General features: G+C 57.3%; 17 protein-coding genes. 2 read left to right on the top strand and 15 right to left on the bottom strand.

Translation table 11 applies throughout. The features are described from left to right. Positions 1–3 precede the first annotated feature (3 nt). A complete protein-coding gene (gene rbsK, locus FAES_RS12115) occupies positions 4–978 on the bottom strand; it encodes a ribokinase (RefSeq protein WP_015331501.1) in 975 nt (324 codons plus the stop codon). 162 nt (positions 979–1,140) lie between these two features. Here rbsK and FAES_RS12110 point away from each other — a divergent pair, with 162 nt between their 5' ends. After that, the gene (locus FAES_RS12110; RefSeq protein WP_015331500.1) at positions 1,141–2,676 is read left to right on the top strand and encodes a hypothetical protein; all 1,536 of its coding nucleotides are present in this window, start codon (positions 1,141–1,143) and stop codon (positions 2,674–2,676) included. 150 nt (positions 2,677–2,826) lie between these two features. Here the strand turns inward: FAES_RS12110 and FAES_RS12105 are convergent, their stop codons facing one another. The 8 genes from FAES_RS12105 to FAES_RS12070 form a co-directional block, all read right to left on the bottom strand. Beyond that, positions 2,827–3,855 (bottom strand): N-acyl homoserine lactonase family protein, encoded by a 1,029-nt coding sequence (locus tag FAES_RS12105; RefSeq protein WP_015331499.1) that lies wholly within the window; start codon positions 3,853–3,855, stop codon positions 2,827–2,829. Between the two features lie 41 nt (positions 3,856–3,896). Then, positions 3,897–4,679, bottom strand: coding sequence for a helix-turn-helix transcriptional regulator (locus FAES_RS28985; protein ID WP_229364468.1), 783 nt, complete (start codon positions 4,677–4,679; stop codon positions 3,897–3,899). A 267-nt stretch (positions 4,680–4,946) separates the two neighbouring features. After that, positions 4,947–6,314 (bottom strand): right-handed parallel beta-helix repeat-containing protein, encoded by a 1,368-nt coding sequence (locus FAES_RS30610; RefSeq protein WP_015331497.1) that lies wholly within the window; start codon positions 6,312–6,314, stop codon positions 4,947–4,949. Positions 6,315–6,405: 91 nt separating this feature from the next. Next, the gene (locus FAES_RS12090; RefSeq protein ID WP_015331496.1) at positions 6,406–7,707 is read right to left on the bottom strand and encodes a polysaccharide pyruvyl transferase family protein; all 1,302 of its coding nucleotides are present in this window, start codon (positions 7,705–7,707) and stop codon (positions 6,406–6,408) included. An 83-nt stretch (positions 7,708–7,790) separates the two neighbouring features. After that, positions 7,791–9,245: a glycoside hydrolase family 28 protein gene (locus FAES_RS12085; RefSeq protein WP_158408775.1), complete on the bottom strand. Its 1,455-nt coding sequence runs from the start codon at positions 9,243–9,245 to the stop codon at positions 7,791–7,793. Positions 9,246–9,361: 116 nt separating this feature from the next. Then, on the bottom strand, positions 9,362–9,979 hold the full coding sequence (locus FAES_RS12080; protein WP_015331494.1) for an RNA polymerase sigma factor: 618 nt from the start codon (positions 9,977–9,979) through the stop codon (positions 9,362–9,364). Between the two features lie 8 nt (positions 9,980–9,987). Then, positions 9,988–10,836, bottom strand: a complete 849-nt coding sequence (locus tag FAES_RS12075; RefSeq protein ID WP_015331493.1) for a phytanoyl-CoA dioxygenase family protein — start codon at positions 10,834–10,836, stop codon at positions 9,988–9,990. Between the two features lie 35 nt (positions 10,837–10,871). Beyond that, entirely contained in the window at positions 10,872–13,025 is a 2,154-nt protein-coding gene (locus FAES_RS12070; protein ID WP_015331492.1) for an alpha-galactosidase, read from the bottom strand. Positions 13,026–13,183: 158 nt separating this feature from the next. On the opposite strand from FAES_RS12070, the gene FAES_RS12065 reads away from it, so the two are divergent. After that, positions 13,184–14,092: an AraC family transcriptional regulator gene (locus FAES_RS12065; RefSeq protein WP_015331491.1), complete on the top strand. Its 909-nt coding sequence runs from the start codon at positions 13,184–13,186 to the stop codon at positions 14,090–14,092. Between the two features lie 6 nt (positions 14,093–14,098). Here FAES_RS12065 and FAES_RS12060 read toward each other — a convergent pair whose 3' ends face one another. The 6 genes from FAES_RS12060 to FAES_RS12035 all read right to left on the bottom strand — a co-directional run bounded on the left by FAES_RS12060 (position 14,099) and on the right by FAES_RS12035 (position 21,845). Continuing rightward, complete coding sequence (locus FAES_RS12060; RefSeq protein WP_015331490.1) at positions 14,099–14,905, bottom strand: sugar phosphate isomerase/epimerase family protein; 807 nt, start codon at positions 14,903–14,905, stop codon at positions 14,099–14,101. A gap of 6 nt (positions 14,906–14,911) precedes the next feature. Beyond that, positions 14,912–16,618 (bottom strand): GMC oxidoreductase, encoded by a 1,707-nt coding sequence (locus FAES_RS12055; protein WP_015331489.1) that lies wholly within the window; start codon positions 16,616–16,618, stop codon positions 14,912–14,914. Between the two features lie 66 nt (positions 16,619–16,684). After that, positions 16,685–18,154 (bottom strand): endo-1,4-beta-xylanase, encoded by a 1,470-nt coding sequence (locus FAES_RS12050; protein WP_015331488.1) that lies wholly within the window; start codon positions 18,152–18,154, stop codon positions 16,685–16,687. Between the two features lie 86 nt (positions 18,155–18,240). Continuing rightward, positions 18,241–19,440: a Gfo/Idh/MocA family protein gene (locus tag FAES_RS12045; protein WP_015331487.1), complete on the bottom strand. Its 1,200-nt coding sequence runs from the start codon at positions 19,438–19,440 to the stop codon at positions 18,241–18,243. 1 nt (position 19,441) lies between these two features. After that, a complete protein-coding gene (locus FAES_RS12040; protein ID WP_015331486.1) occupies positions 19,442–20,860 on the bottom strand; it encodes a Gfo/Idh/MocA family protein in 1,419 nt (472 codons plus the stop codon). A 28-nt stretch (positions 20,861–20,888) separates the two neighbouring features. Next, positions 20,889–21,845: a phosphotriesterase family protein gene (locus FAES_RS12035; protein ID WP_015331485.1), complete on the bottom strand. Its 957-nt coding sequence runs from the start codon at positions 21,843–21,845 to the stop codon at positions 20,889–20,891. Position 21,846 lies beyond the last annotated feature (1 nt).

The following is a 21,846-nucleotide window of genomic DNA, read 5'->3' as shown; positions in this document are numbered from 1 at the left end:
GGATTAAACGGTCAGTAAAGGCAGAGTATCAACTTCGTGTCGGTGCGGTAGTGAGGCCTGAGCCCCCATGCGGGTGACGGAGATCGACGCGGCTTTGCAGGCAAACGATACGGCGTCGACCAGGCTGCGCCCTTCGGCCAGGGCTACGGCCAGCGCCCCGTTGAAGCAGTCGCCAGCCGCCGTTGTATCCACGGCCGTCACGGGTGGGGCAGCCACCAGCACCGGGGCCAGGTCGCCCGTCGAATCGGAGATGTAAGCACCGCGTGAGCCGAGTGTGATCACCACCTTCGGCACGCCCGCTTCGTGCAGGTGCTGGGCGGCCTGTTGGGCGGTTACTTCGTCGGTGACGCGGATACCGGTAAGCAGCTCGGCTTCGGTTTCGTTGGGCGTGATCACATACACACAGGCCAGCATGGCAGGGTCGAGCCCCTGTGCCGGAGCGGGATTGAGCACCACGCGCATACCCCGTGCGTGACTCTCGCGCACCGCGTGATCGACAGTTGCGATGGGCGTTTCGAGCTGAAGCAAAACGACAGTGTTATCCGTATCCGTGATCGAAGTTAGCGCCACCGATACCTGCTCCCGGCCCAGTCGGGCGTTGGCCCCCGATGCGACCATGATGCAGTTTTCGCCCCGGCTATCGACGCCGATCAGCGCCACGCCCGACGGCTCGTCGGCATCGGTCGTGATGAAGTCACCCTGAATACCTTCCCGCTCAAACTGTTGAAGCGCCTGCCGACCAAACACGTCGTTGCCCACATTGGCGACAAACGTGACGGACGTAGGCGGCGTGAACGTACCGGCCGATACCCCCGCCGTTGCCAGACGGGCGGCGGCAACGGCCTGATTGGCCCCTTTCCCGCCGGGGTTCATTAGGAATGTACCCCCAATAACCGTTTCGCCGGGAGCAGGTAGTTTTTCGGCCTTGATGACCATATCGGTGTTTGAACTACCGATTACACAAACAGAAGCAGGCATAGATCGCGAATACAACGTAGTTGAACAAACCTATGGAAAACTTGCACCTAGCAAAGTCCTATTTTTTCGATTACAGCTATTCCTTGTCAAGGAGGTATGACTTAAAAATGCCTTTATTGCGTTTAAACTGGCTATATATTGTACGGTTATAGCTATTTCTAAATGACGATCGACATACTGCATCAACTGGTTCATTCCCTGACCAAATCCGAGAAACGTTACGTTCGGATGGAGGCCAGTTCAGACGCGACCAGGGGTTTCCTGCGCCTCTTCTACTGTCTGCTGCGGCACGATACGCCCGGCGACGCCCTGACGGCCGATCTGGCCCTGGCGTTTCCCGGCGTCACGCTCGAACCGGCCCGGAAATACCTCTATCGGGTGGTGATGCAAAGCCTGCGGCAGTTTGAGCAGGACAAACGCATCGACGTGCGCATTGGTCAGTTGCTGCACGATAGTCAGATCCTGTACGAGCGGGGGCTGGTTCAGTTCAGTCAGGAGCAACTGGAAAAAGTACGCACCCTGGCTGAGCAACACGAACGGGGGCTTTATGCGGTGCTGGCTGCCCGCCAGCAGGTGGAACAGTGGGTACGCTGGCAGTTCGACGGCGTCGACGAAGCCACGCTGGCGAAGCAACATGCGCTGATTCGCCAGCAAACGGAACGTACCCAGACGGCCATGAACCATGCCGCCCTCTACGAAACGCTGCTGATGCGTTATCGAACCCAAGGTATGGTAGGTAACCCGGCCGACACCCTTCGGCTAAACGACCTGCTGCTGGAGGAATATCAGTTGCTGAACCGCCAGAACAGAACCGACCGTACGGGTACGTCGGTCCCGACCCGGTCTAACGCGACCCGGTCTAACGCGACCCGGTCTGGCGCGACCCGGTCGTTCGCCATGCAGCAGCAGCACCTGCATTTCCAGTCGGCCTACTTTCGCATGATTGGCGACGTAGCGGGTAGCCTGCGCGTTTACCGGGAGCTGGACCAGCTTTTTCAAAGCAACACCGCCCTTTGGGCCGAGCAGCCGCTCTATTATGTCCAGCTCCTGGAAGGTATTCTGGCCGATCTTCGGGTGCTGGAACGCTACGACGATATGCCATTCTTCATCGACCGGCTCCGGCTCATCGACACGCCGGTGCAGGGCCTGAACCGCACAGTGCCCTCTCTGGTGTTGTACCATTCGCTGCTGCTTTTGGTCGATCAGCGGCGGTTTGCCGAAGCGGCCACTCTGCTGGGTACGTACCTGACCGATGCTGCGTCGTTCGAGCGCGGGCTGACCCAACTGGCCCTGCCAACCCGAACCGAGTTTGATCTGCTGCTGGTGCGGCTCGATCTAGGCCTGGGTCGGTTGTCGGCGGCGCTGCAACACCTGAACCGGGTCTTGGCCCGCCCCGCCCGGTCGCTCACCCGTACGTTGTACACGCAGAGCCGACTCATGAATCTACTACTCCACGCCCGTCTTGGCAACGCCGACTACCTCAGCTATGCGCTCCGTTCGGTAGCGCGAAAACTGACCACCAGCGGCGCAATACCGGCTGGCGAACAGCTCGTGCTGACGCTGATCAGACAATGGCTGAAAGGAAAACTACCCCCCGGCGCGCTCGTCCAAATCAGCACGTTCAGGGGTAACCCGGCTGATTATCAACTGCTGCGTAATCTGGATTTGGCGCTCTGGGCGAAAGCAGTAGTGGGGTAGCTGGTTAGGCTACTTCAGGGACGTACCCAGACAGTCGAGAGCTGAATCTTGAGCCATTCGGCCTTTGTCTCGTCAATTTAATTGATAAAACGAGCTACGTGACGAATTGTCCGATCCACCGATGCCGGGCCTTTTACGCGGATTACCCAGCTATGAGCTGATACCCGGCTGTAAAAGAACGTGTCGATTGACGAGTCGATTGGCTGCGTCAGCATCGTGCGAAGGTAAGTACACCAGCGGATGCCGGGTGGCATAGTCCTGAATGACTTCGTAGGTCTGGCGCGTCTGCTTCTGGTTGGCATTGACCCCCGCCAACTCGCCCCTGAGTAGCTGCGACTGGTCGTAAGAGGTGTCGCCGGCAAACAGGTAATGCGCATCATCGGCCTGAAACAACACTGAGCTATGGTGGTGTGTGTGCCCCGGCGTAGCCACCAGCAGTATGTCGCCCGCATCGGTCAGGGCCACCGCCTTCCCGAAACTGTCTACGCTATCGGTTTTATAATCGACCAGACGGGGCTTGAACCAACTGGGGTAAAGCTCGGGCAGGTTGTTGTAGGGATGCAAAAATTCCGGCCGAGCTACTACAATTTCGGTTTTAGGGAAATGCCGAATTCCATCGGTATGGTCCAGGTGCAGGTGTGTCATGACCACCGACCGGATGCGGTTGGGTTCGATACCTAGGCTAGCCAGCTGGCGGTCGATTTCCTGCTCGCGGGTGATGCCGAACCGGATGGTTTTGTGGTTGATGTACCGATCAAGCATGCCTACCTGATCGAAATAATCTGGGTTCAGGACATCGGCATTTTCGCCTGTATCCACCACAATAACCCCTTCCGGGTGCTCAATGACCCACACCCACACGGGCATAAACTCCGTGAAGTGGCTGTCGATCAGAATATTGACTTTACGTAATAAATCGCCGCCTCTCTCCCGGCGAAAGGCGCGCGTAACGGCCACGGTTCCTGTACTGATGGCGTGAATACGCACGGATTGTCCGTTTTTCTGTACGGTGGTCGTGTAGACCAGGGCACCCGAAAAGTCGGGGATAGTGTTGCGGTGCGGTGCTGCCGAATCGGTAACGGGAGAGGTCCGCGCTAGTGCGGGCGTTGCCAGATGATTGATAATTGCCCCTGCGGCCATGAGGCGGCCACTTTGCTGAATGAATTCACGACGTTCCATTGCCTTGTCTGTTTATGTTGAAGACCAGGACAAAGGTCAGTTCAGCGGCAAATCCGGGCTTGAACGAACTGGCTGTTTTTAGTGATTAGGGATGGACTCAGGCCAAACATGCGGGTAAAATTCCGGCTGAAATGGGCGGAGTCGGCAAAGCCTGCTTCATGGGCCGCCTGCGTCAGGTTGCGGCCCTGCGTGATTTGACCAATGGCCTGTAACAATCGTTGCCAGAGCAGGTATTTGCGAATCGGAATGCCGACCTGCTCCTTGAACAAATGCACGAGTCGACCTTCTGACAGGCAAGCTTCATCGGCCAATTCGGCCAGCGATATAGCCGCCTGCAACGATTGCGCCAGCCGCTGCTGCACCACCCGAATCCGCTCGTCGATGCCGACGGGTTCGTCGGTATCTATCAACAACTCGTAGAACGATTGAAGTACGGCTGCAACCCCCTGGCATCCTTTCTCGTGGGCCAGTAGAGGTATAACTGATTGAACTAAAGAAGTCACGAGCGCATCGGGCAACACAAAATGGCCAGCCGCTGCCAAATACTGGGTACGTAGTTGTCTGGCCGTTTTGGATTCAGGGTCCAGATTAAGAAACAGGATCGTGCTGTCGTCGGCCAGACATTCATGGGGCTGGTCGGAGTCAATAAGCACCGCCATTTGTGTTTGCCAGGCCCCATCGGCTAACCGCATCCGAAAAGGCGTATCCAAACTAATCACCATCTGAACGGCGTGGTGATCGTGGATGTGCGTATCCAATGCCCGGCCCACAAACAAAAACTGACCGGGCCATATGTATAAATAAGCGGCTGGAAGCTCTTGCATCATCGAAAGTAGGGCATTTGCCAAACCGATAAAAGGTTTTTCCTCTGGTTCCATGTTCCGGACCTCATCAACCAACAAGGCGCTTGATGCGTAGTAGACACCCTCCCATTGACCCCACCTGTTGAAGCCGTTGAAAGCGGGGTGCTGAAGGTAATCGTATCGTCGGGAGCCATCCTATACCGGCAATGCCCCCGGAAGCCGACGCCATCAAATTTGGCCCCGTCAGCTACCAGCTACTGCACGATTGGCCCAAACAGCAAGCGCGACTTATTGCTCAAAAGCACCCCGGTCGCGACCACCCCCTTTCGGGCGGTTCTTGCCGAGGATATCGGTAGGCTGGGCTACGTCGGCGGTACCGGAGTTGAGGGCGCGGCTCCCCTTCGCCAGCCGGAAATTGCCCTTCGTCGGGTCGAACTGTGCATCGACGAACGCGGGATCGGCCACAATGTCGTTTGGCCCGACAAAAACGGTTTGCGCGGCTGGGTACACGTTGTAATCCCAGCGAATGTTGGTGTTCCGGTTGTTGGAGGTGACCTGTCCACCGGGGCGCGGCACAATGATATTGTTCATAATCACCACGTCTTCCGACCGGTTGGGAAACAATTCCTGATAGCCCACAATGCCCCCGTTCCAGTAGGTCGTGTTGTTGATGATATCGACGTGCTTGGTGCGGAAGGTGTGGATGCCCGACCCGCCGTTGTAGCAGCTTACATTGTTGGCGATCAGGGCGCGGCCTTTCCATTCCGGCCGTTTGGGCTTAGGCGGGGCGGCAGCTTGCGTAGCGGTCTGGCTTCCCGCTGGCGCAACCACGGCGTCGGCATTGGGGTTGGTTGCGCCGCCCTGCGTTTCTTGATCCGTTACGTCGAGAATAATACCGTTGCCGTCGCTCAGCTTGCCGATTTTCTCCCAGGGCACCAGCGTTTTGTTGTTCCAGACAAAATTGCGCTGAATGATAATGTGGTAGCCCGGTGCATCGTCGTAGGCCCAGTTGTTGAGCGTGGTAATGCCCGAGCCGCCGTAGCGCATAAACCAGGCGTTTTCGTACACCTTGCAATCTTCGACCGTCAGGTAGTCCATCTCGATGCCGACAATGCCACCCCCTGCACACTTGGCCACCACGCAGTTGCGAACGATGAGGTGATGGGGCTTCTGATCGGGCTTGTTGTTGCGGCCGTTGAAGAAAATGCCGTTGGTGTTGAAGTACGGGTCGGGCGTAGTTTTTTTGGCGTCTTCCTGCGCTTTCAGCAGCACAATCGAATCGTTATTGCCGATCACGGTCAGGCCGTCGATGATGTGGTAAGAGCCCGAAATCTGGATGCCGCACCAGCCCACCGGATGCACTTCGGGGTGCTCGCCGGGCCGGGCTTTCCAGGTAATCCAGGCGGCCGACGTACCTGAGCGGGTGATGTTGAGAACAGCGCTGCCATTGCTTTTATCAGTATTTGTGTAGTGGCCATCACCCACCAGCACCACGTCGCCGGGCTGTACCAGGTCGGCGGCTTTTTGCAAACTACGAAAGGCTGTGGCGGGGGTTTTTCCATCGTTGGTGTCGTTGCCCTTACCCGATACGTGCCAGGTGGTCGCTGAGGTCAGGAGCGGGAGGAGTAGCAGGAAGGCGAAGAATAATCGATTCATAAAGTAGTCGGTTTGGCTACCTTTTACGGAGCAGGAGAGGGATTAACGTACGTGTTGACTGAGGGGGGCAGTGGGGTGGCGGTACCTGTGCTTACCCTTGTTTTGGAGCTTTGTTCAGGGTATTGATAACGGTCTGAAAGCCGTCCTTCTGGTTGCGCTGAACCAACGTCTGTGCCTGCCGGGCGTATGCTTTGGCCTCCTGCGGTTTTTGAACCATCGCCAGCACCGTGGGTACGTATCGCCTGATGTCTTCCTCGCGGTCGAAGTCGAAGAGCCAGTCGGACAGGCCGATGTCCTTCCACATAAACCCTTTGCTGCTTTGCTCTTCCCAGCGGCCCAGAATGGCGGGAATACCGCTGCCGATGCACATAATCGGTGTGTGTTGCTCATGGCCAAAATAGCCCGCCGACTGCCGGTAAATGCCCAGCGCTTCCTCCAGCAGCCAGGGCTCGCTGCGCCAGACGACGCCCTTCTTAACGTCGTCGGGTAGCTTGTCGAGCAGCCATTCCTTGCCGATGGGCAATTCGGTTTCGTCTTCATGCCCGATCAGGACTTTGCAATCCGTTTGCCGGACAATGGCGATGATGGCCTCCCGCATCGGCGCATGATCGTGCTCTTTCATCGCTTCGTTGCGGGCCTGCCGGTCGGGGTCGATGGGCCGGTTTTTGGCTTTGTGCAGCCAGGACGGGGTGTGGCGCTGTTTGGGAATGCACACGACGAATTTACCCGGCTTCAGGTTATTGGCTTTCAGATAGCGGGCGGCTGCTTCCCGGTTGACGACATCGGTAGCGAAAGCCGCATCGGGCCCGAACGCCATGATGGGCGCGGTGATGCCGTCCTGTTTGGCCAATGCCAGCGATACCGAATCGCGGAAGTAGATGAAATCAGCTTTGGGCAGGGTGGCGCGTTCCTGTTTGCCGTAGAGTCCGTAGGTAACGCCGAACACGCCAAACGGCTTGCCGGTCAGTTTTTTAAACGCTTCGGCTTCGGCCCAGCCGATCATAGCAGGCCCGGAATTGTGGACAAACAGATCGGCCTCGGCAAAGGCTTTTTCTAACTCCGGGTTGTCGGGTTTCCCGTCGACGATCTTTCCGCGCACGATCTGCAAACGCGGAAAACGGAGCCTGAGCATGTCAATTTCCGACTGCGGCAGCACGGCATAGTGGGGCCAGAAAATGGCGCGTGCGCCGGGCAGGTACGTCTCCATCAAAGCCAGAAAGCCCGGCGTGTGCGCCACGTCGCCAATGTTCTCGATTTGCCAGCCCGAGCGCAGCAGAATCACCGGATTTGTTTTCCGGCCTACAGCCAGCCCCATGCGGGCGGCCAGCATTGACGCACTCAGCAGCCCTGCCTGTTGCAGAAAATCCCGACGGGTTTGTGAAGGTAAAGGCATGTGTTGATGGATTGTCGCGGTTCGATTTGTAGCCTGAGCATCAGCCTTACAGGTGCGCAATGCCGTGGTTGGTTTAGAACTAATTAGTCGATCAGTTCAATCTGCTCACTTTTCTTGTGCACCAGCATGGCCTCGCTTTTCACCAGCTTCTTGTTGTCGATCGTTACGGTTCGGAGTTTCATCCCAACCACATCATCCAGGTAAAAGGCGGAGCGGGCATCGGGCTGACTCTGGGTAATTGTTATGTCGCTGAGGGTCAGATTTTTCGCGTGCTTGATATAAAAAGCGCTGGCGGGCAGCTTAGTCCCAAACGTCACCCGGTTTTCGGGATAGCCTTTTATGCTTTCAGGAATGACGGCGGGGATCGTTTGGAGCGAATCGGCTGAAACGCGTATCGGGATGGCAATCCGAATGTTCGACAGCCGGATGTCTTCGGCGGGGCTTTCTTCCAGGCCGGCAATGATGCTTGGGATGATACTGCGCGTTTCGGCCCGGATATTCTGGATGTTGATGTGCCGCATCACCGACGGTTTCTGCTCCGGATTCACGAAGCGTTTGCCTACCCGGATAAAGATTGGACTCAGCACATCGGTCATCACAATGTCGGAGATGTTGATGTTCTCCACGAGGCCGCCATCGACACCCAGAATCACGATGCCGCAGTTGACACTCGTCTCTTCGGGCTTGTACACCACGCTCGGCGGCATGTCCCAATGGCGAAATGCGTTCACATCGCTTTTCTTGATGATGCAGTTGGTGACGGTGATATTCCGAAAACCCGAGCGTGAGCCGGTGCCGAATTTGATGCCGTTGCAGATGCTCGACAGCACGCAGTTGGTGACCGTTATGTTTTCACAGAACTTCGCCAGGTACTCACTTTTGAAGCAAAGCGCGTCGTCTTCCGAGTCGATGATGGAGTTGGCAATGATGACATCCTTCCCGTCGATGTCCAGCCCGTCGCAGTTCCAGTTCACCCAGCTATGCAGGTAGATTCGGTTGATCGTCACGCGTTCACAACCCGAGATCGAGACCGTAATTTGTGCCGAGTTCAGGATGCGGATGCCTTCCAGCAGCACATCCTGACAGCCGATAAAGAAGATGTTTTTGGGCTTGCCGTCTTTGTTCAGCCCCAGTTGAAACGCCTTGCCCTCACCCGGCCCGCGCAACGTACCCAGCCCGATGATGCCGGTATGCGTGGCCTTGTCGGCAATGACCAGCGCCTTCATGTAGGTCAGGTACAGGCCATTGTGCGTAATGGTGCCAAATTTCTTCGCCGCCAGAATGTCGTGTTCAGGGTAATCGGCGGGGTTATAGCTGCCCTGCAACACCGCGCCGGGCATCAGGTGCAAATAGACGTTCGATTTCAGGAAAATAGTCCCCGTGTAGAACGTACCCGCCGGTACCACCACTTCGCCCCCGCCGTTGGCGTGGCATTTATCAATGGCTTTCTGAATCGCTTTTGTGTTCAGAAACGTGCTATCCGTTTTGGCCCCAAAGTCGCGTATGGAATACGACTGACCCAAAACAGAGGTAGCCATCAGTGAGAGACAGACAAAGACGAGCAGGGGTTTCCGGTTTAGAGTCAGCAGCGGGCACATCATGCCTGTGAAACAGACCGGCGTCTCCGTTTTCCCGGTTTCCTCGCTGCTAGTTCTCAACTGATGGCTACCAACCAGCCGATTAAACTCAGCAGCGCCCCACTCGTTTCGACCGACTGCCGAACGTACCTACGCATAGCCATCAGCGCGATGTTGATCGTGTTATACACGCTTTTCAGGGAGATCGCCATTACCTCAGCGGCCTGTGGGTACGTTAGCCCCTTCATGTACACGAGGTAGAGAATCTCTTTCTGCCGCCTGGGAAGTTGATTCAAGGCCAGGGTGACCAGTGCTTTCTGCCGTTCGGCCAGTTCGCTTTCAATAAGTACGTGCTCGTGAGGCTGAATCGTAAACGCCGCATCAGTAAAGAGGTATTCATCGGAACCATGCCGTGCCAATCGGCCCACGGTGTCGAGCAACCGGCGACGGAGTGAGCGGTACAGGTAAAACCGGATATTGTCGGTCGGTCCAAGTCGGCTGCGGTTTTCGTGCAGGTGCAGAAACAGTTCGTGCAGACAATCTTCCACCACCTGCCGGTTCCGAACCAGGTTGTAGCCGTAGCGGTACAGGTCGGCCGAGAACAGCGAATACAACGTTGAAAAGGCGTCGGGTTGGCCACTCCGGAAGGTATTCCAGAGGGCGATGTGTTCGGACTGGGTCAGGTGGGCTTTCATCGGCTGGCCTATTTGAGGGCTACGTCGGCCTCTTTGAGCAGAAAATCGGCTTCATCGGCCAGGCTTGCCGCCTCCCAGGTCAGCAGGGCGTCATTGGGCACCACGTCGATGGGCGTTATGCTCGACGATGACGACGACGATTCGTTGTAGCCTATGTTCGACTGGCGGTTGTAGCACGAAATGATCGACCAGCGGGCTTTGTCGGACAGGTTGGCTTCGGAGCGGTGGAGAATATTGCTGTGGAAAAACAGCACATCGCCCGCCTTCAACTCCACGTAAACGAGTTCCATCGTTTTCAGCGCCAGATCGACGTACCGTTGCGAGGCACCTACCTGCTCGCCGGCAAAACCATGCTCCACCCGGCCCATTTTGTGCGAGCCTTTGATCACCTGCAAACAGCCATTTTCCTGATTGGCATCGGTAATTGCCACCATCACCGACATCATCTGATCGGGCAGCAGAAACTCGTTTTTATACCAGTAGCCGTAGTCCTGATGCCACTCCCAGGCTCCGCCCACACGCGGCTCTTTCTGCATCAGTTTCGAGTGAAAATGACACACGCCAGCCTGACTTCCATCGGCATTGCGGTCCAGCAGTTTATCCACCGAATCGACCAGTTGCTGACTGCGGGTGAGCAGGCCAAACACATCGTTGCCGGGTTTGTACCAGAGCGACAGCTTGCTCCGTTTGCCGCTGCTGTCGTTTACGTTGATAGCATGCTGGCTTACGGCGCTGTCTTCGATGGCTACCGTGTAGAGTTTCTCCACTTCGTCGGCATTCAGAAAGCCCTTGATGATCAGGTAGCCGTCTTCGTTGAAATGCTTGATTTGCTCGGGAGTAAGGGCTGCGTTTGTCATTGTGGTTAGCGTTAATCGGTTGAAAGACAGATTGTTTATTGGGCAATGATCTCATAAAGGGCTCCGCCGTATGGGCCGGGCAACGTAACGGGGAAACCGGTTTCGTGAAGGGCCTGACCGGTCATCGTCGTCACGACGCGGCCAGCCATATCCCTGACCTGATAGCGTTTGGCCGGGTCGAGTTGCTGCACCGTCACCAGGCGGTTGGCCTCCGGGGCGTTGTGCCGGAAAACGCCGACGATGCCGCCTTTTTTCGTGTCAGTGTTGATGCGCTGAAAGCCGTCCCACAGACCCTCTTTCGGCTCGCCGAAACCGGGCAGATCCTGCCGGTAGGTCATGATCTGATGCCTGTTTTCCATCGCCTGTAGCCAGTCGGCGTAGGCGCGGTATTTTTTCAGGTCAGCGGGCGACAGTTTTCGGGGGTCACCCAGCATGATCGGCAGCGCACCGGCCAGCGATTTGATGTGCATTTCCCAGCCGGCATCCTGCATCTCGGGGTTACCGATCACCAGGGCCGTGGCGGGTATGGCGGGCGAGCGCCACCAGGCCATGTTCCGCACGCGCAGGTCTACGTTGGCGTCGGGCGGGCCGTAGAAATTCGAGAGCCAGTCGCCCTCGGCATGTTTGAGTAAGGCGTAGTCGATCAGTTGCAGGCCGCCCATCGTCTCAAACGTGCAGTCGATAAACAGGGAAGGCTTGGCGGCGTGCAGTTCGTCGAACAGTTGCCAGACAGCCTCGTAATTGCTCGACAACGACTCGTGGTGGTCGGCGTGTCCTTTGTGGTTGGTCGCGTAGCAGCCGGTTACTTTATTGCCAAATCGGTACGTACTCGTCACGACCGTAAAATCAAGCTTGAGGTATTCCAGGCCGTAGTCGAGGGCTAGTTTCAGCAGCACGTCTTTGATGTAATTGCGCCATTCGGTGCCAAAGCAGGCGGTGCGCATCTTCAGGTCGTCTTCGTGCAGGTTGGCCGGTTGCTGCTTGTCGTCGAGCACAAACCACTCCGGGTGCGCCTGATACACCTTGCTGTCGGGCGACGCGCTGCCCACGCTGACCCAGAGGCCGGGCTTCATCCCCAGCGATTTGATGTAGTCGAAAACGGGTTTCAGGCCGTTGGGAAACTTCTTTTTGTCGATGATCCAGTCGCCGTAATTGTCGGCCCACCCATCATCGATGATGAACTCCTTCATCCCGGCGTCGGCGGCGGCTTTGGCCAGCTCCATCACCAGTTTCTCGTTGATGTCCTTGCGGAACGGCACCCAGGTATTGTAGACAAAGGTGGGCTTCTGCGCCAGCTCCGACAGCCGAATGCCCATGTGTTTGCGCACAAAATCGGGCACGGCCGTATTCAGCACCTCGTCCGGGTCTTTGTGGTTGTTGTAGACGATCGTGAAGACCTGCGGCGTAGTGAATGACTCGCCTTGTTTGAGGTATTTCCGAAACGGGAAGCGGGCTGTTTTGTGCGTCAGGCCACTGATAATGGCGGGTTCATCCCAGAACACCGACGTATGTTTGACCACCCCGGCGGCCTCGTTGCCCACCACGATGCCCTGCGCCCAATCGCTGTTATGCACCGTCAGCAGGGCGTCCTGGAAGTTACCATCGTACGGGCCAATCGACCGGCGGCGGCCGTAATCGTGACAGATCCAGCTAAACGTGGTGGCGTAATAGGGCGTTACCGTAAACTTCTCTACGTCAACGGATTCGAGGCGAACCGGCTCGCTGCTCAGGTTCTTCACCGTCAGGCTTTTACGAATGACGGGCTGGTCCGGGTAAAGCAAAAACTGGAGCGTGACCTCAGCGCTACCGTCCTGGCTTCGTAGCGTTACGGCGGCCCCGTCGCCCTGCCGGGCATCGGTGCTCGGCCGAATGGTGATCAGTTTCCAGTTGTCGGAACCCGTGTAGACTCGGTCGTTGAGTTCAAACCGGAAATCGGCGTTCGTTTTGGTGAAGTACCTGAACTCGCCCGCTACCGGCTTGTAGGTGGTGGTCAGGAACGTACCTGACGATGCCGTAGGGAGTTTGATGATTCGCTCCACAAGCCCGTTGCTCAGCCGCAGTTCCGTAGCCGTCCAGGTGGCAAACGGCGGGTTGGTCGAGTGGCCCGGCGGGTGCGACCAGCCCGTTGTCGCCAACATCAACAGGAAAACTAGACAAGGCAGAAATACGAAGCGGAAACGGGTCTGCATGGCTGGAACTGCTGGTAACCGACGGCCGGAAGAACGTATCCGTCAATTGCATTTTAGTTTTACAAAACTCACTTATTCCAAGGCTGAGCAGATGAAGTATATTGGCCAAAGCATAGACTATCTTATCTTTGATACTTCTGACAGACAGCTCACATCAAATGGGTACGTTAGCGCGAAAAAGCCGGGGTTTTGCCGGTGAGCGAATTATCGAGGTTCCGAAGCAGACCGTGGATAAATGCCGCACCATGCCGTTGGTCAACAGCCTGTTTATCACCCGCATGGGCTTTTATCCGAAAGCGTTACATCACTACTACCAGCGGCCGGTGGGTATCTCGCAGGTGATTCTGCTGTATTGCACCGACGGGCAGGGGTGGCTACAACTGCCCACCGGGCGGCGTATCGTGCAGGCGGGTGAAGTGGTGCTGATCGCACCGGGTGTAGCCCACTCGTATGGGGCCGATGCGGCCAATCCGTGGACGATTTACTGGTTTCATTTTAGCGGGAGCCGGTGTCAGGAGTCAATAAGCGCCCTGCTGGATCACCGGAACGAAGGGCAGCCCACCATTCGGGTGCCGTATTCCGACGAGCGCATCCGGTTGTTCGACCGCATTTTTGATACGTTTCTGTCGGGCTACGGCACCTCGAACCTGCTGTATGCCAACCTGACGCTGCCTTTTTTCTTGGCGTCGTTTATCCGGCCCGACGATTTTCAGAAAGCGTTACCGAGCAACGTACCCACGAGTCCCACAAGCCAGGCCATTATTTTTATGCAGCAAAATCTGTCGAGGTCGGTTACACTGGATAATATTGCCCAGTCGGTCCATTTATCGACCTCGTTTTTTTGCCGGAAATTCAAGCAGGATACCGGCTACGCACCCATTGAATACTTCAACCACCTGCGCATTCAGAAGGCCTGCCAACTGCTCCACTTCAGCAACCTGCGCATCAACGAAGTGGCCTCGCAGCTAGGCATCGACGATCCGTTTTACTTTTCGCGGTTATTCAAAAAGCAGATGGGCGTCTCGCCGGTCGACTACCGAAAGAGCGAAGGCATTCAGCGCGGCTGAACGGGCTCAGGCATAGCGGGCTTTCAACAGGTTCAGCATGAAGACGTTGACCTCCCACTGACTGGCCAGCGGCTCCTGCGAATAGGGCTGCGTGGGCATGTAGGGCGTGGGGCCAAACTCGGTGTTGATCGTCAACTGCGTGCCCGCCGCTCGATGCTGTTCGACGACCCGATCCCACCAGGCGAGGTACGTGTTGAGCGTTGTTTCCCATTCCGGGGCACGCGGGTCGTTCACCTGTGGCCCTTCGGGATGCCCCACCCGGCTGTGAATGTGGTCGGTATGGGCAATGGCCAGCGCCACGGCTTCGGGCTGATCGGCGAGCAGCGATTCATGCACCGTACACCAGTGCGATATATCCAGACAGAGCCGCAGGTCGGGGAGGCTGGTCAGGAAGTGCTGTGTGACATGAGCGGCAAAGAGTGATTTGCCTCGATGCGTTTCGTGGATGATCTTCACGCCGGTTTCGGCCGAGATTTGGGCGGCCAGCGCGAACAATTGCCGGTTCTGTTCCGGGCTGAAAAAGTCTTTGCCTGTTTGGCAATTCACCAGCACGGGCCGGGCCTCGATCAGGTTGCGCAGGTATGTTTCATAGTTGCGCATGTGTTCGGCCAAATCCGTCTCGAACGATTGCCAGTACTGTCCGATCAGTTCGAGGCCGTACTCGTGCAACGTACCCAGCACGGCCTGCTTTTTGGCCGGATCGAGTGGCAGCGCCATCTCGACCCCGTCATAGCCAGCGGCTTTCACGTTTTGGCAGAACGTAGCAAAGGGTAAGGTGTTGCCCCACTCGGGCGCGAAAAATTTGATCGTCATAAGCGCTTACAACGTACCTGCTTTGAGTTGCCGAACGGCATAATTGGCGGCGCGGGCCGTCAGGGCCATATAGGTCAGCGAGGGGTTCTGGCAAGCCGACGACGCCATACTCGCCCCGTCGGTAACGAATACATTCTTGACCGCGTGAACCTGATTCCACTTGTTCAGCACCGACGTTTTGGGGTCGCGCCCCATGCGGGCGGTGCCCATTTCGTGGATCGCCAGGCCGGGCGGCTGTTTGTTGTCGATAGCCACCGTAACCCGGATGCCCGCCGCTTCCATCATCGCTTTGGCCTGCTCAATGGCATCGCGCGTCATTCGGTCTTCGTTTTCGCCCCAGGCGCAGTCGATGTCGAGGGTCGGCATGCCCCACTGATCTTTTTTGTCGGTATTCAGCTTGACGTGGTTTTCGTACCGGGGCAGCATTTCGCCCATCGCCGTCATACTAAATGACCAGCCGCCCGGCTGCGTCAGCTTCTCTTTGAAATCGGCACCGAAGCCATCGGTCCAACCACCCCGTTCCCAACCGGCTCGGCCGCCACCGCAGGCATAGGCGTAGCCCCTGACGAAATCACGCTGCGTATCGGCCAGTACGTTCCGAAAGCGGGGCACATACGTACCTGTGGGGCGTCGCCCGTAATAATAGCTGTCGTTCAGGTCGGTGCCTTCGTAAACACCACTGACCCGGCCCCGGTAATTGTGGTCCATCAGGTAGTGGCCGAGTGCGCCGCTATCGTTGCCCAGCCCGTTTGGAAACCGGCTTGAGGTGGAGTTGAGCAGAATCAGCGTGGAGTTGAGCGTAGCGGCATTGACGAAAATAACCTTGGCATAGTACTCGGTCATCTCCTTCGTGTTGGTATCGATCACCCGGACGCCCGTTGCTTTGCCCTTTGTCTCGTCGTAGATAATCGAGTGAACGATCGAGAACGGGCGGATGGTAAGCTTCCCGGTTTTAGCGGCAGCGGGCAGGGTCGCCGAGTTACTGCTGAAATAAGCGCCGTACAAACACCCGCGTCCGCACCAGTTGCGCGACTGGCAGTCGGCCCGGCCCAGCGCCAGATGAACGGGCTGGGCTTTGCTGAGGTTGGCCGTTCGGCTGATGATCAGGTGGCGGGCGGCGTACTGCTTTTTCCAGGCGTCGCGCACGCTTTTCTCGATGCAATTCATCTCGAAGGGCGGCAGAAACTCACCATCGGGCAGCGTCGACAGCCCGTCTTTATTCCCGCTGATACCCGCAAACTTTTCGACGTAGCTATACCAGGGGGCCAGATCGTCGTAGCGAATGGGCCAGTCGACGCCGTGTCCGTCTTTCAGGTTATCTTCAAAGTTGAACGGTGCCCAGCGCTGAGTCCACCGCGCCCAGCTCAGCGATTTACCGCCCACCTGATACCCCCGAATCCAGTCGAAAGGCTTGGTTTGCTGGTATGGGTGGTCGGTATCTTTTACAAAAAACCGTCCCGAATATTCGTTGAAGGCGTAGCTGACTTTGGCCTGCGTGGGACTTTGAGCCAGCACATCGAGCGGATAACGGCCCCGGTGGGTCATCTCCCAGGGGCTCGACAGCGTAGTTGGATAGTCTTTGACGTGCTCGACCGGTCGGCCGCGCTCCAGCACCAGCGTGCGTAAACCCTTTTGGGTCAACTCTTTGGCCGCCCAGCCACCGCTGATACCCGAGCCAATCACAATCGCGTCGTACGTCGTCAACTTTGCCATGCTTTCTGTTGGTTTAGTGATCGCCCCTTCACCCAGCACGTTGCAGGCTGATTGGTGTTGGGCAGGTTAAAGGGTGAACGTCCACTGATTATCCGGTTTTTCGCGCAGGTGAACGTCAATCGTTTGCTGACTGCCGTCGGGTTTGGTGACGAGTAACTGGTACTTCCCAAAGAAACCCCGAAACGTTGTTTCGCCTTTTTTGGACGAAACCAGCTTGACATTTTTTGTCATCCACTCGTCTTTGATGAGCTTCATCAGCACGTTGTACACGGGCTTGGGGTTGTACGCCTCATCGAGCAACCCGCCGCCCTTCAGCCAGATACTCCGGTCAGACAACCCCCACCAGTTGATCGACGCAATGGCCGGGTGACCGTAGGCCAGGGTATAAAACTGACGGGCAAATTCGGCTTGGGCCTCTTCCGTCCAGGTGCCGGTGCGCCAGCCTTTGATCGGCTTCCCCGACGATTGCGGAATCAGCTCGGTGATGTGGATCGGCAGACCAAATTCCTGATAGAGATCAAAGGTCTTGTACACTTCCACCGGCGAGAACCACATTTCGCGCGGTTCGTGGCCCTGAATGCCAATGCCACTGATGGGGGCATTTCGGCTCTTCAGGGCCTTCAGCAACTGGTAAAAGCGCTCCCTGACCTTCGGAATGGCTAGCGTAAAGTACTCGTTCAGAATGTAGTTGCCGTCGGGGTTTGCTGCGTAGGCCCACTTAAACGACTGCTCGACCCAGGGTGTAATGGCCTCGACGGGTACGTTGTTGACATTGTACCGGAAGTCGTTGGTGTTGGCGGTGTCTTTCAGGGCAACTTCCCAGGGCACGGTGTTGACCGGCTCGTTCACTACGTCCCAGATATTGATCTTCCCTTTGAAACCCAGCACGTTGTTCATGATCCGGGCTTTATACACATCCGTGGCTACCTCGGGCGAAAGCTGCAACAGCCATGTTGGGGTACCGGACGGAGATGTCCAGCCCAGCGTATGGCCTTTGGTCGTAATGCCATTGGCCAGGCACCAGTCGAGGGCGTCCTGATTGCGCTGCCACTCGGGCATACCCGGTGTCGGTTCGTAGCGCCCCCAGTAGAACGGCAAAACAGCCATATTAAACAGGGCTTTGAACCGCTCTTTGAACAGGTCGACTTTGTAGGGCTCTTTAGGCGCAAAACCACCCAGTTCAAAGACCAGATTGCCGAATAGGAAATCCTGCGATACCTGATTCACCGTGACCAGCACATTCCGAACGGGCTTACCCGTCGCATCGACAAACGACAAACGGGCGTCGCCTTTCCGGTATTTTTCGATGTTGGCCGTAGCCTTTGCCAGGTACTCGGCCTCGATGCGGGTACGTTCGGCCCCCAACGAATCATGCCCAACCCTGGCCGCCGCAGCCTGTTCGTCGATGCGCTTACCAGTCGGCTGCGCCAATAAGCTGGTAGTCAACGAAGTAAGCAAAACGCAGGTGGCGGTCAGCTGTAAGCGCAGCCTGACAGTAAGGCCAGGTGCCGGGTCATGTAGAGCGATGGGGTGCATCAGGTACGGTTGTAAAGAGGTTTAGCTGACAAACGGACGCAGCCCGCTTTTTTCCCGGCTTTGTGGCGTCGATTTGTGGGGGCGTCTCAACTGACCGGCAGGTCTCTTTCCACGATCTTACCGCCTGCTTTTTCCTTCAGAATCAGCTTATGACGGCCATCGTGCGTAATTTCCTCCTTGATCAGGTAATGGTCGGCGTCGTAGTCGGTCAGGGTTTTCTCCTGGGTGAGGCCTTCCTGTCCGCGCCAGACGGGCAGTTGCACCGGCTCCCACTGCTTCGTTTCGGCCGACTTATAGGCCGCGTCGAGGATGGCGTTGACGACGTACCCATCGTAGAACGTTTCGGCGGGTTCGCGGCCTTCCTCGCAGGCGCTGAACATGTCGGTAAACATGTGGTTGTAGCCCAGGTCGTTCACTTCATCACCAACCGGGAATAGCCAGCCCGAATTCGCTTCGGCTTTTTCGGCCACATAGTCTGCACCTTTACCCGAAGAGTACATTTCGAAGCCGGTGCGCAGAAAGTTGTTGATCCAGATGGTGCCTTCGGTGCCCATGACCTCGTCGCGCAGGTCCATGCCTCCCCGGAATACCCAGCTCACCTCGAACTGACCGATGGCGCCGTTTTCGTATTTGACCAGCGCAATGGCGTGGTCTTCGGCATCGATGGGCTTCACCTGCGTGGCGGCCCAGCACATGACCTCGACCGGTCGAACATCTTTACCGATAAAGCTGCGGGCAATTTCCACGCAGTGGCAACCTAGGTCAAGCATGCAGCCGCCGCCCGCCTGCTCTTTGTCCCAGAACCAGTTGGAGTGCGGCCCAGGGTGCGCCTCGCGGGATTTGGCCCACAGGATTCGGCCCAGTGCCCCATTCTTGACGGTTTCCAGGGCTTTCAGGAACTTGGGCGAGTAACACAGATCTTCCAGATACCCACCAAAAATTCCGGCCTCTTCTACCAGTTGCATCATGTGCAGGGCTTCCTCGGCAGTGCGGCCCAACGGTTTGGTGCAAACCACGTTCTTTTTGTGTTTGGCACACAGTTCAACGGCAATGGCGTGCAGGTTGTTGGGTAGGGCCACGCACACCATCGTCACGTCGGGATGGGCGATGACCGCCTCCATATCGGTCGACCAGATGGTGCAGCCGTAGTCAGTGGCAAATTTCTGCGCGGTTTCCTCGCGGCGGGCGTAGATGGCAATGACGCGGTCGCGGCTGCGCTGACCGTGGAGCGATTCGGCGTAGAAGCGGCCGATGAAGCCGCCGCCTAGCATGGCAATCTGTTGCATATCAAGTGGTTTTGATCAGTTTCATGGCGACTGGGTCCCAGTTTATTACGTTTCGCTGTTTGGCGCTCATATTGGCCGCCAGCGAAGGTGCCGCCGCCCGTAGCCCAAACTCAGCGTCTTCGGTAATCATCGACGGGTCGTTTGCGCGAATGGCGTTGACGAAAACAATCATGTGATCGAGCCGGTCATCGTAGCCGGCAGGTGTGTTGAAAGCAACGGCCGGTTCGTTTTTAATGGTGCGGGAAAACTGGTCGGCCGGATATTTCTGCTCGTATTGCCGGATGAACTCCTCCTGCATCGCCTTTGGGTACGTGAAGAGCGCATCGTAGCCGGTGCTGTACATGGGCGCGTTGGGCCGCTTGAGCCGGTTCATCACGAACGAGTTCCAGCCAATGTCGATCACGCCCTCTGTGCCCACCAGCCGCGTATGAATGTCGCCCCCCGCCCCGGTGGCCAGATTGACCCGCGTGGTAAACTGGAACGACGGATTTTTGTCGGTCTTGGGGTAGTCCATGATGGCCGTGACCAGATCGTAGGCGTCGCGGCCGTCTTTCCAGAAGTTCAGGTCGCCCAGCGCGAAAATGCGGGTTGGCCCCTGCGAGCCCGTAATGGTGTGCAGGCCGGTGATGAGGTGGACGAAGAGGTCGCCCGCCACGCCGGTGCCATAGTCGGTATAGTTGCGCCAGCGGAAGAACCGTTCGGCCTGAAAGGGGCGCTTCGGCGCATCGCCCAGAAACCGGTCCCAATCTACATCCTTCGGGTCGAGGTTGGGCGGCATCGTATATTGCCAGGCACCCAGCGCATCGGTCCGGTCCAGAAACGTCTCTACCGACGTCAGTTCGCCAATATCACCGGCTTCGTAGCGCTTCTTCGCTTCCAGAACAGCCGCACTACTCGCCCGTTGACTGCCTACCTGGAAGACCTTTCCCGATTTTTTGTGCGCATCGATCACCGCCTTTCCTTCGTCGATATGGTGAACCATCGGCTTTTCGCAGTAAACGTGCTTACCGGCCCGGAGTGCGTCGATCGAGATCCGGTCGTGCCAATGGTCGGGTACACAGATCAGTACGGCATCGACGTCTTTGCGGGCCAGCACTTCCCGGTAATCGCGGGTCGTAAATAGGTCGTTGCCCCATACCTCTTTGGCCCGGACAAGACGCGGCTGGTAGAGATCGGCCACGGCCACCACCTTCGTACCCGGCACTTTCAGGATGCAGTTCAGGTCGTAGTGCCCGATGATACCCGCACCGATGAGGCCGATGTTGATCGTGTCGGCAGCCGAACGCGGGGCAAGGGGCGTCAGCAGGTGAGTGGAGCCAGCGTACAGCCCCCGCGATGCGGCATTGGCCAGCGTTTCGCTGCCTGCCAGCAACGCCGTCGTACCGCCCAATTGGCGAAGAAATTGTCGTCTTGATTGCATGGTTTAGGTAAGAGATGAGGGCAAAAAATCAGTGCGGTTGGCAGAAGGTGTACAGCGCCGTTGGGTTGTCGACCATCAGGCGATGCCAGTAGCTTTCCAGTCCACGGCGGGTAAGTTCGTCGCGGAAGGTGGTCATCAGGTACGTTAGTCCGGGTGCGCCGCCGTACGAACGCCAGTAGGTATTTCGGGCGGCATCCATCCCGGCGGTGATCTGATCGGGAAAGTTGGGGAGCAGCGTTTCCAGCAGCGTGTAGGTCCAGTTTGGTTCGCCCGCTTTCCAGCGGAACGCACTATCGAACTCGACCCGAACGCCGGTTTGCAATACCGCGCGGTGATAGCCAATGTCTTTGTGCCGGTCGACGTGCGAGATGACCACGTGGCGGAGGTCGGCCCCGAGCTCGGCGAACCGTTCGGCCTGAGCCAGCGCGTGCAGGCCTGCATTGGTGTGCGTGAGAATGGGTACGCCCGTGGCCCGATGGGTGTTTACGACGGCCCGGAAGATCAGCGCCTGATGCGCCGTGATCGGGTCATCGCCGGTGGCCAGTTTGATCATACCCGCTTTGTGCCCGGTCCGGTCAACCAAAGGGCCATTGTAGTCGTAGCGGTCGATACCTTCTTCCACGTCGGCGATAAACAGCCGGGTCAACTGATCTTCCGAGTACTGATAGCGCCAGTGGCTCGCCGGGTAATACTGCTCCAGGTGAATACCCGTGGGCACCACGATCTGAATGCCCGACCGGCGCGACACCTCGGCCAGTTTCAGCACGTTTCGTCCGCAATTGGCGGGCATAGTATCGACCATCGTTCGCCCGCCCGCCTGATAGACCTCGGTCAGTTCCGCCGCAATCTTATCGACGTTGTTGAGCCGGAAATCCGGGTTCGCCAGCGTGGGAAAGCTCTCCTCAATGACGATATGCTCGTGCGCGTAGGTGATGCCTGCCTGAGCGGGGGGAATATCACCCAAAACGGTTCGGATAAACGACATA

Source organism: Fibrella aestuarina BUZ 2, from assembly GCF_000331105.1.
Taxonomy (GTDB): domain Bacteria; phylum Bacteroidota; class Bacteroidia; order Cytophagales; family Spirosomataceae; genus Fibrella; species Fibrella aestuarina.
Note: the sequence above shows the minus strand (reverse complement) of the source record. Positions and strands in the feature narration are given on the sequence as shown.

Bases quoted from the DNA above. Each gene is read 5' to 3' on its own strand.
- FAES_RS12085 (WP_158408775.1), bottom strand. From the start codon at position 9,245: ATGGCTACCTCTGTTTTGGGTCAGTCGTATTCCATACGCGACTTTGGG.
- FAES_RS28985 (WP_229364468.1), bottom strand. From the start codon at position 4,679: ATGCAAGAGCTTCCAGCCGCTTATTTATACATATGGCCCGGTCAGTTT.
- FAES_RS12045 (WP_015331487.1), bottom strand. From the start codon at position 19,440: ATGCAACAGATTGCCATGCTAGGCGGCGGCTTCATCGGCCGCTTCTAC.
- FAES_RS30610 (WP_015331497.1), bottom strand. From the start codon at position 6,314: ATGAATCGATTATTCTTCGCCTTCCTGCTACTCCTCCCGCTCCTGACC.
- FAES_RS12070 (WP_015331492.1), bottom strand. From the start codon at position 13,025: ATGCAGACCCGTTTCCGCTTCGTATTTCTGCCTTGTCTAGTTTTCCTG.
- FAES_RS12065 (WP_015331491.1), top strand. From the start codon at position 13,184: ATGGGTACGTTAGCGCGAAAAAGCCGGGGTTTTGCCGGTGAGCGAATT.
- FAES_RS12075 (WP_015331493.1), bottom strand. From the start codon at position 10,836: ATGACAAACGCAGCCCTTACTCCCGAGCAAATCAAGCATTTCAACGAA.
- FAES_RS12040 (WP_015331486.1), bottom strand. From the start codon at position 20,860: ATGCAATCAAGACGACAATTTCTTCGCCAATTGGGCGGTACGACGGCG.
- FAES_RS12050 (WP_015331488.1), bottom strand. From the start codon at position 18,154: ATGCACCCCATCGCTCTACATGACCCGGCACCTGGCCTTACTGTCAGG.
- FAES_RS12035 (WP_015331485.1), bottom strand. From the start codon at position 21,845: ATGTCGTTTATCCGAACCGTTTTGGGTGATATTCCCCCCGCTCAGGCA.
- FAES_RS12055 (WP_015331489.1), bottom strand. From the start codon at position 16,618: ATGGCAAAGTTGACGACGTACGACGCGATTGTGATTGGCTCGGGTATC.
- FAES_RS12105 (WP_015331499.1), bottom strand. From the start codon at position 3,855: ATGGAACGTCGTGAATTCATTCAGCAAAGTGGCCGCCTCATGGCCGCA.
- FAES_RS12080 (WP_015331494.1), bottom strand. From the start codon at position 9,979: ATGAAAGCCCACCTGACCCAGTCCGAACACATCGCCCTCTGGAATACC.
- rbsK (WP_015331501.1), bottom strand. From the start codon at position 978: ATGCCTGCTTCTGTTTGTGTAATCGGTAGTTCAAACACCGATATGGTC.
- FAES_RS12060 (WP_015331490.1), bottom strand. From the start codon at position 14,905: ATGACGATCAAATTTTTCGCGCCCGAGTGGGGCAACACCTTACCCTTT.
- FAES_RS12110 (WP_015331500.1), top strand. From the start codon at position 1,141: ATGACGATCGACATACTGCATCAACTGGTTCATTCCCTGACCAAATCC.
- FAES_RS12090 (WP_015331496.1), bottom strand. From the start codon at position 7,707: ATGCCTTTACCTTCACAAACCCGTCGGGATTTTCTGCAACAGGCAGGG.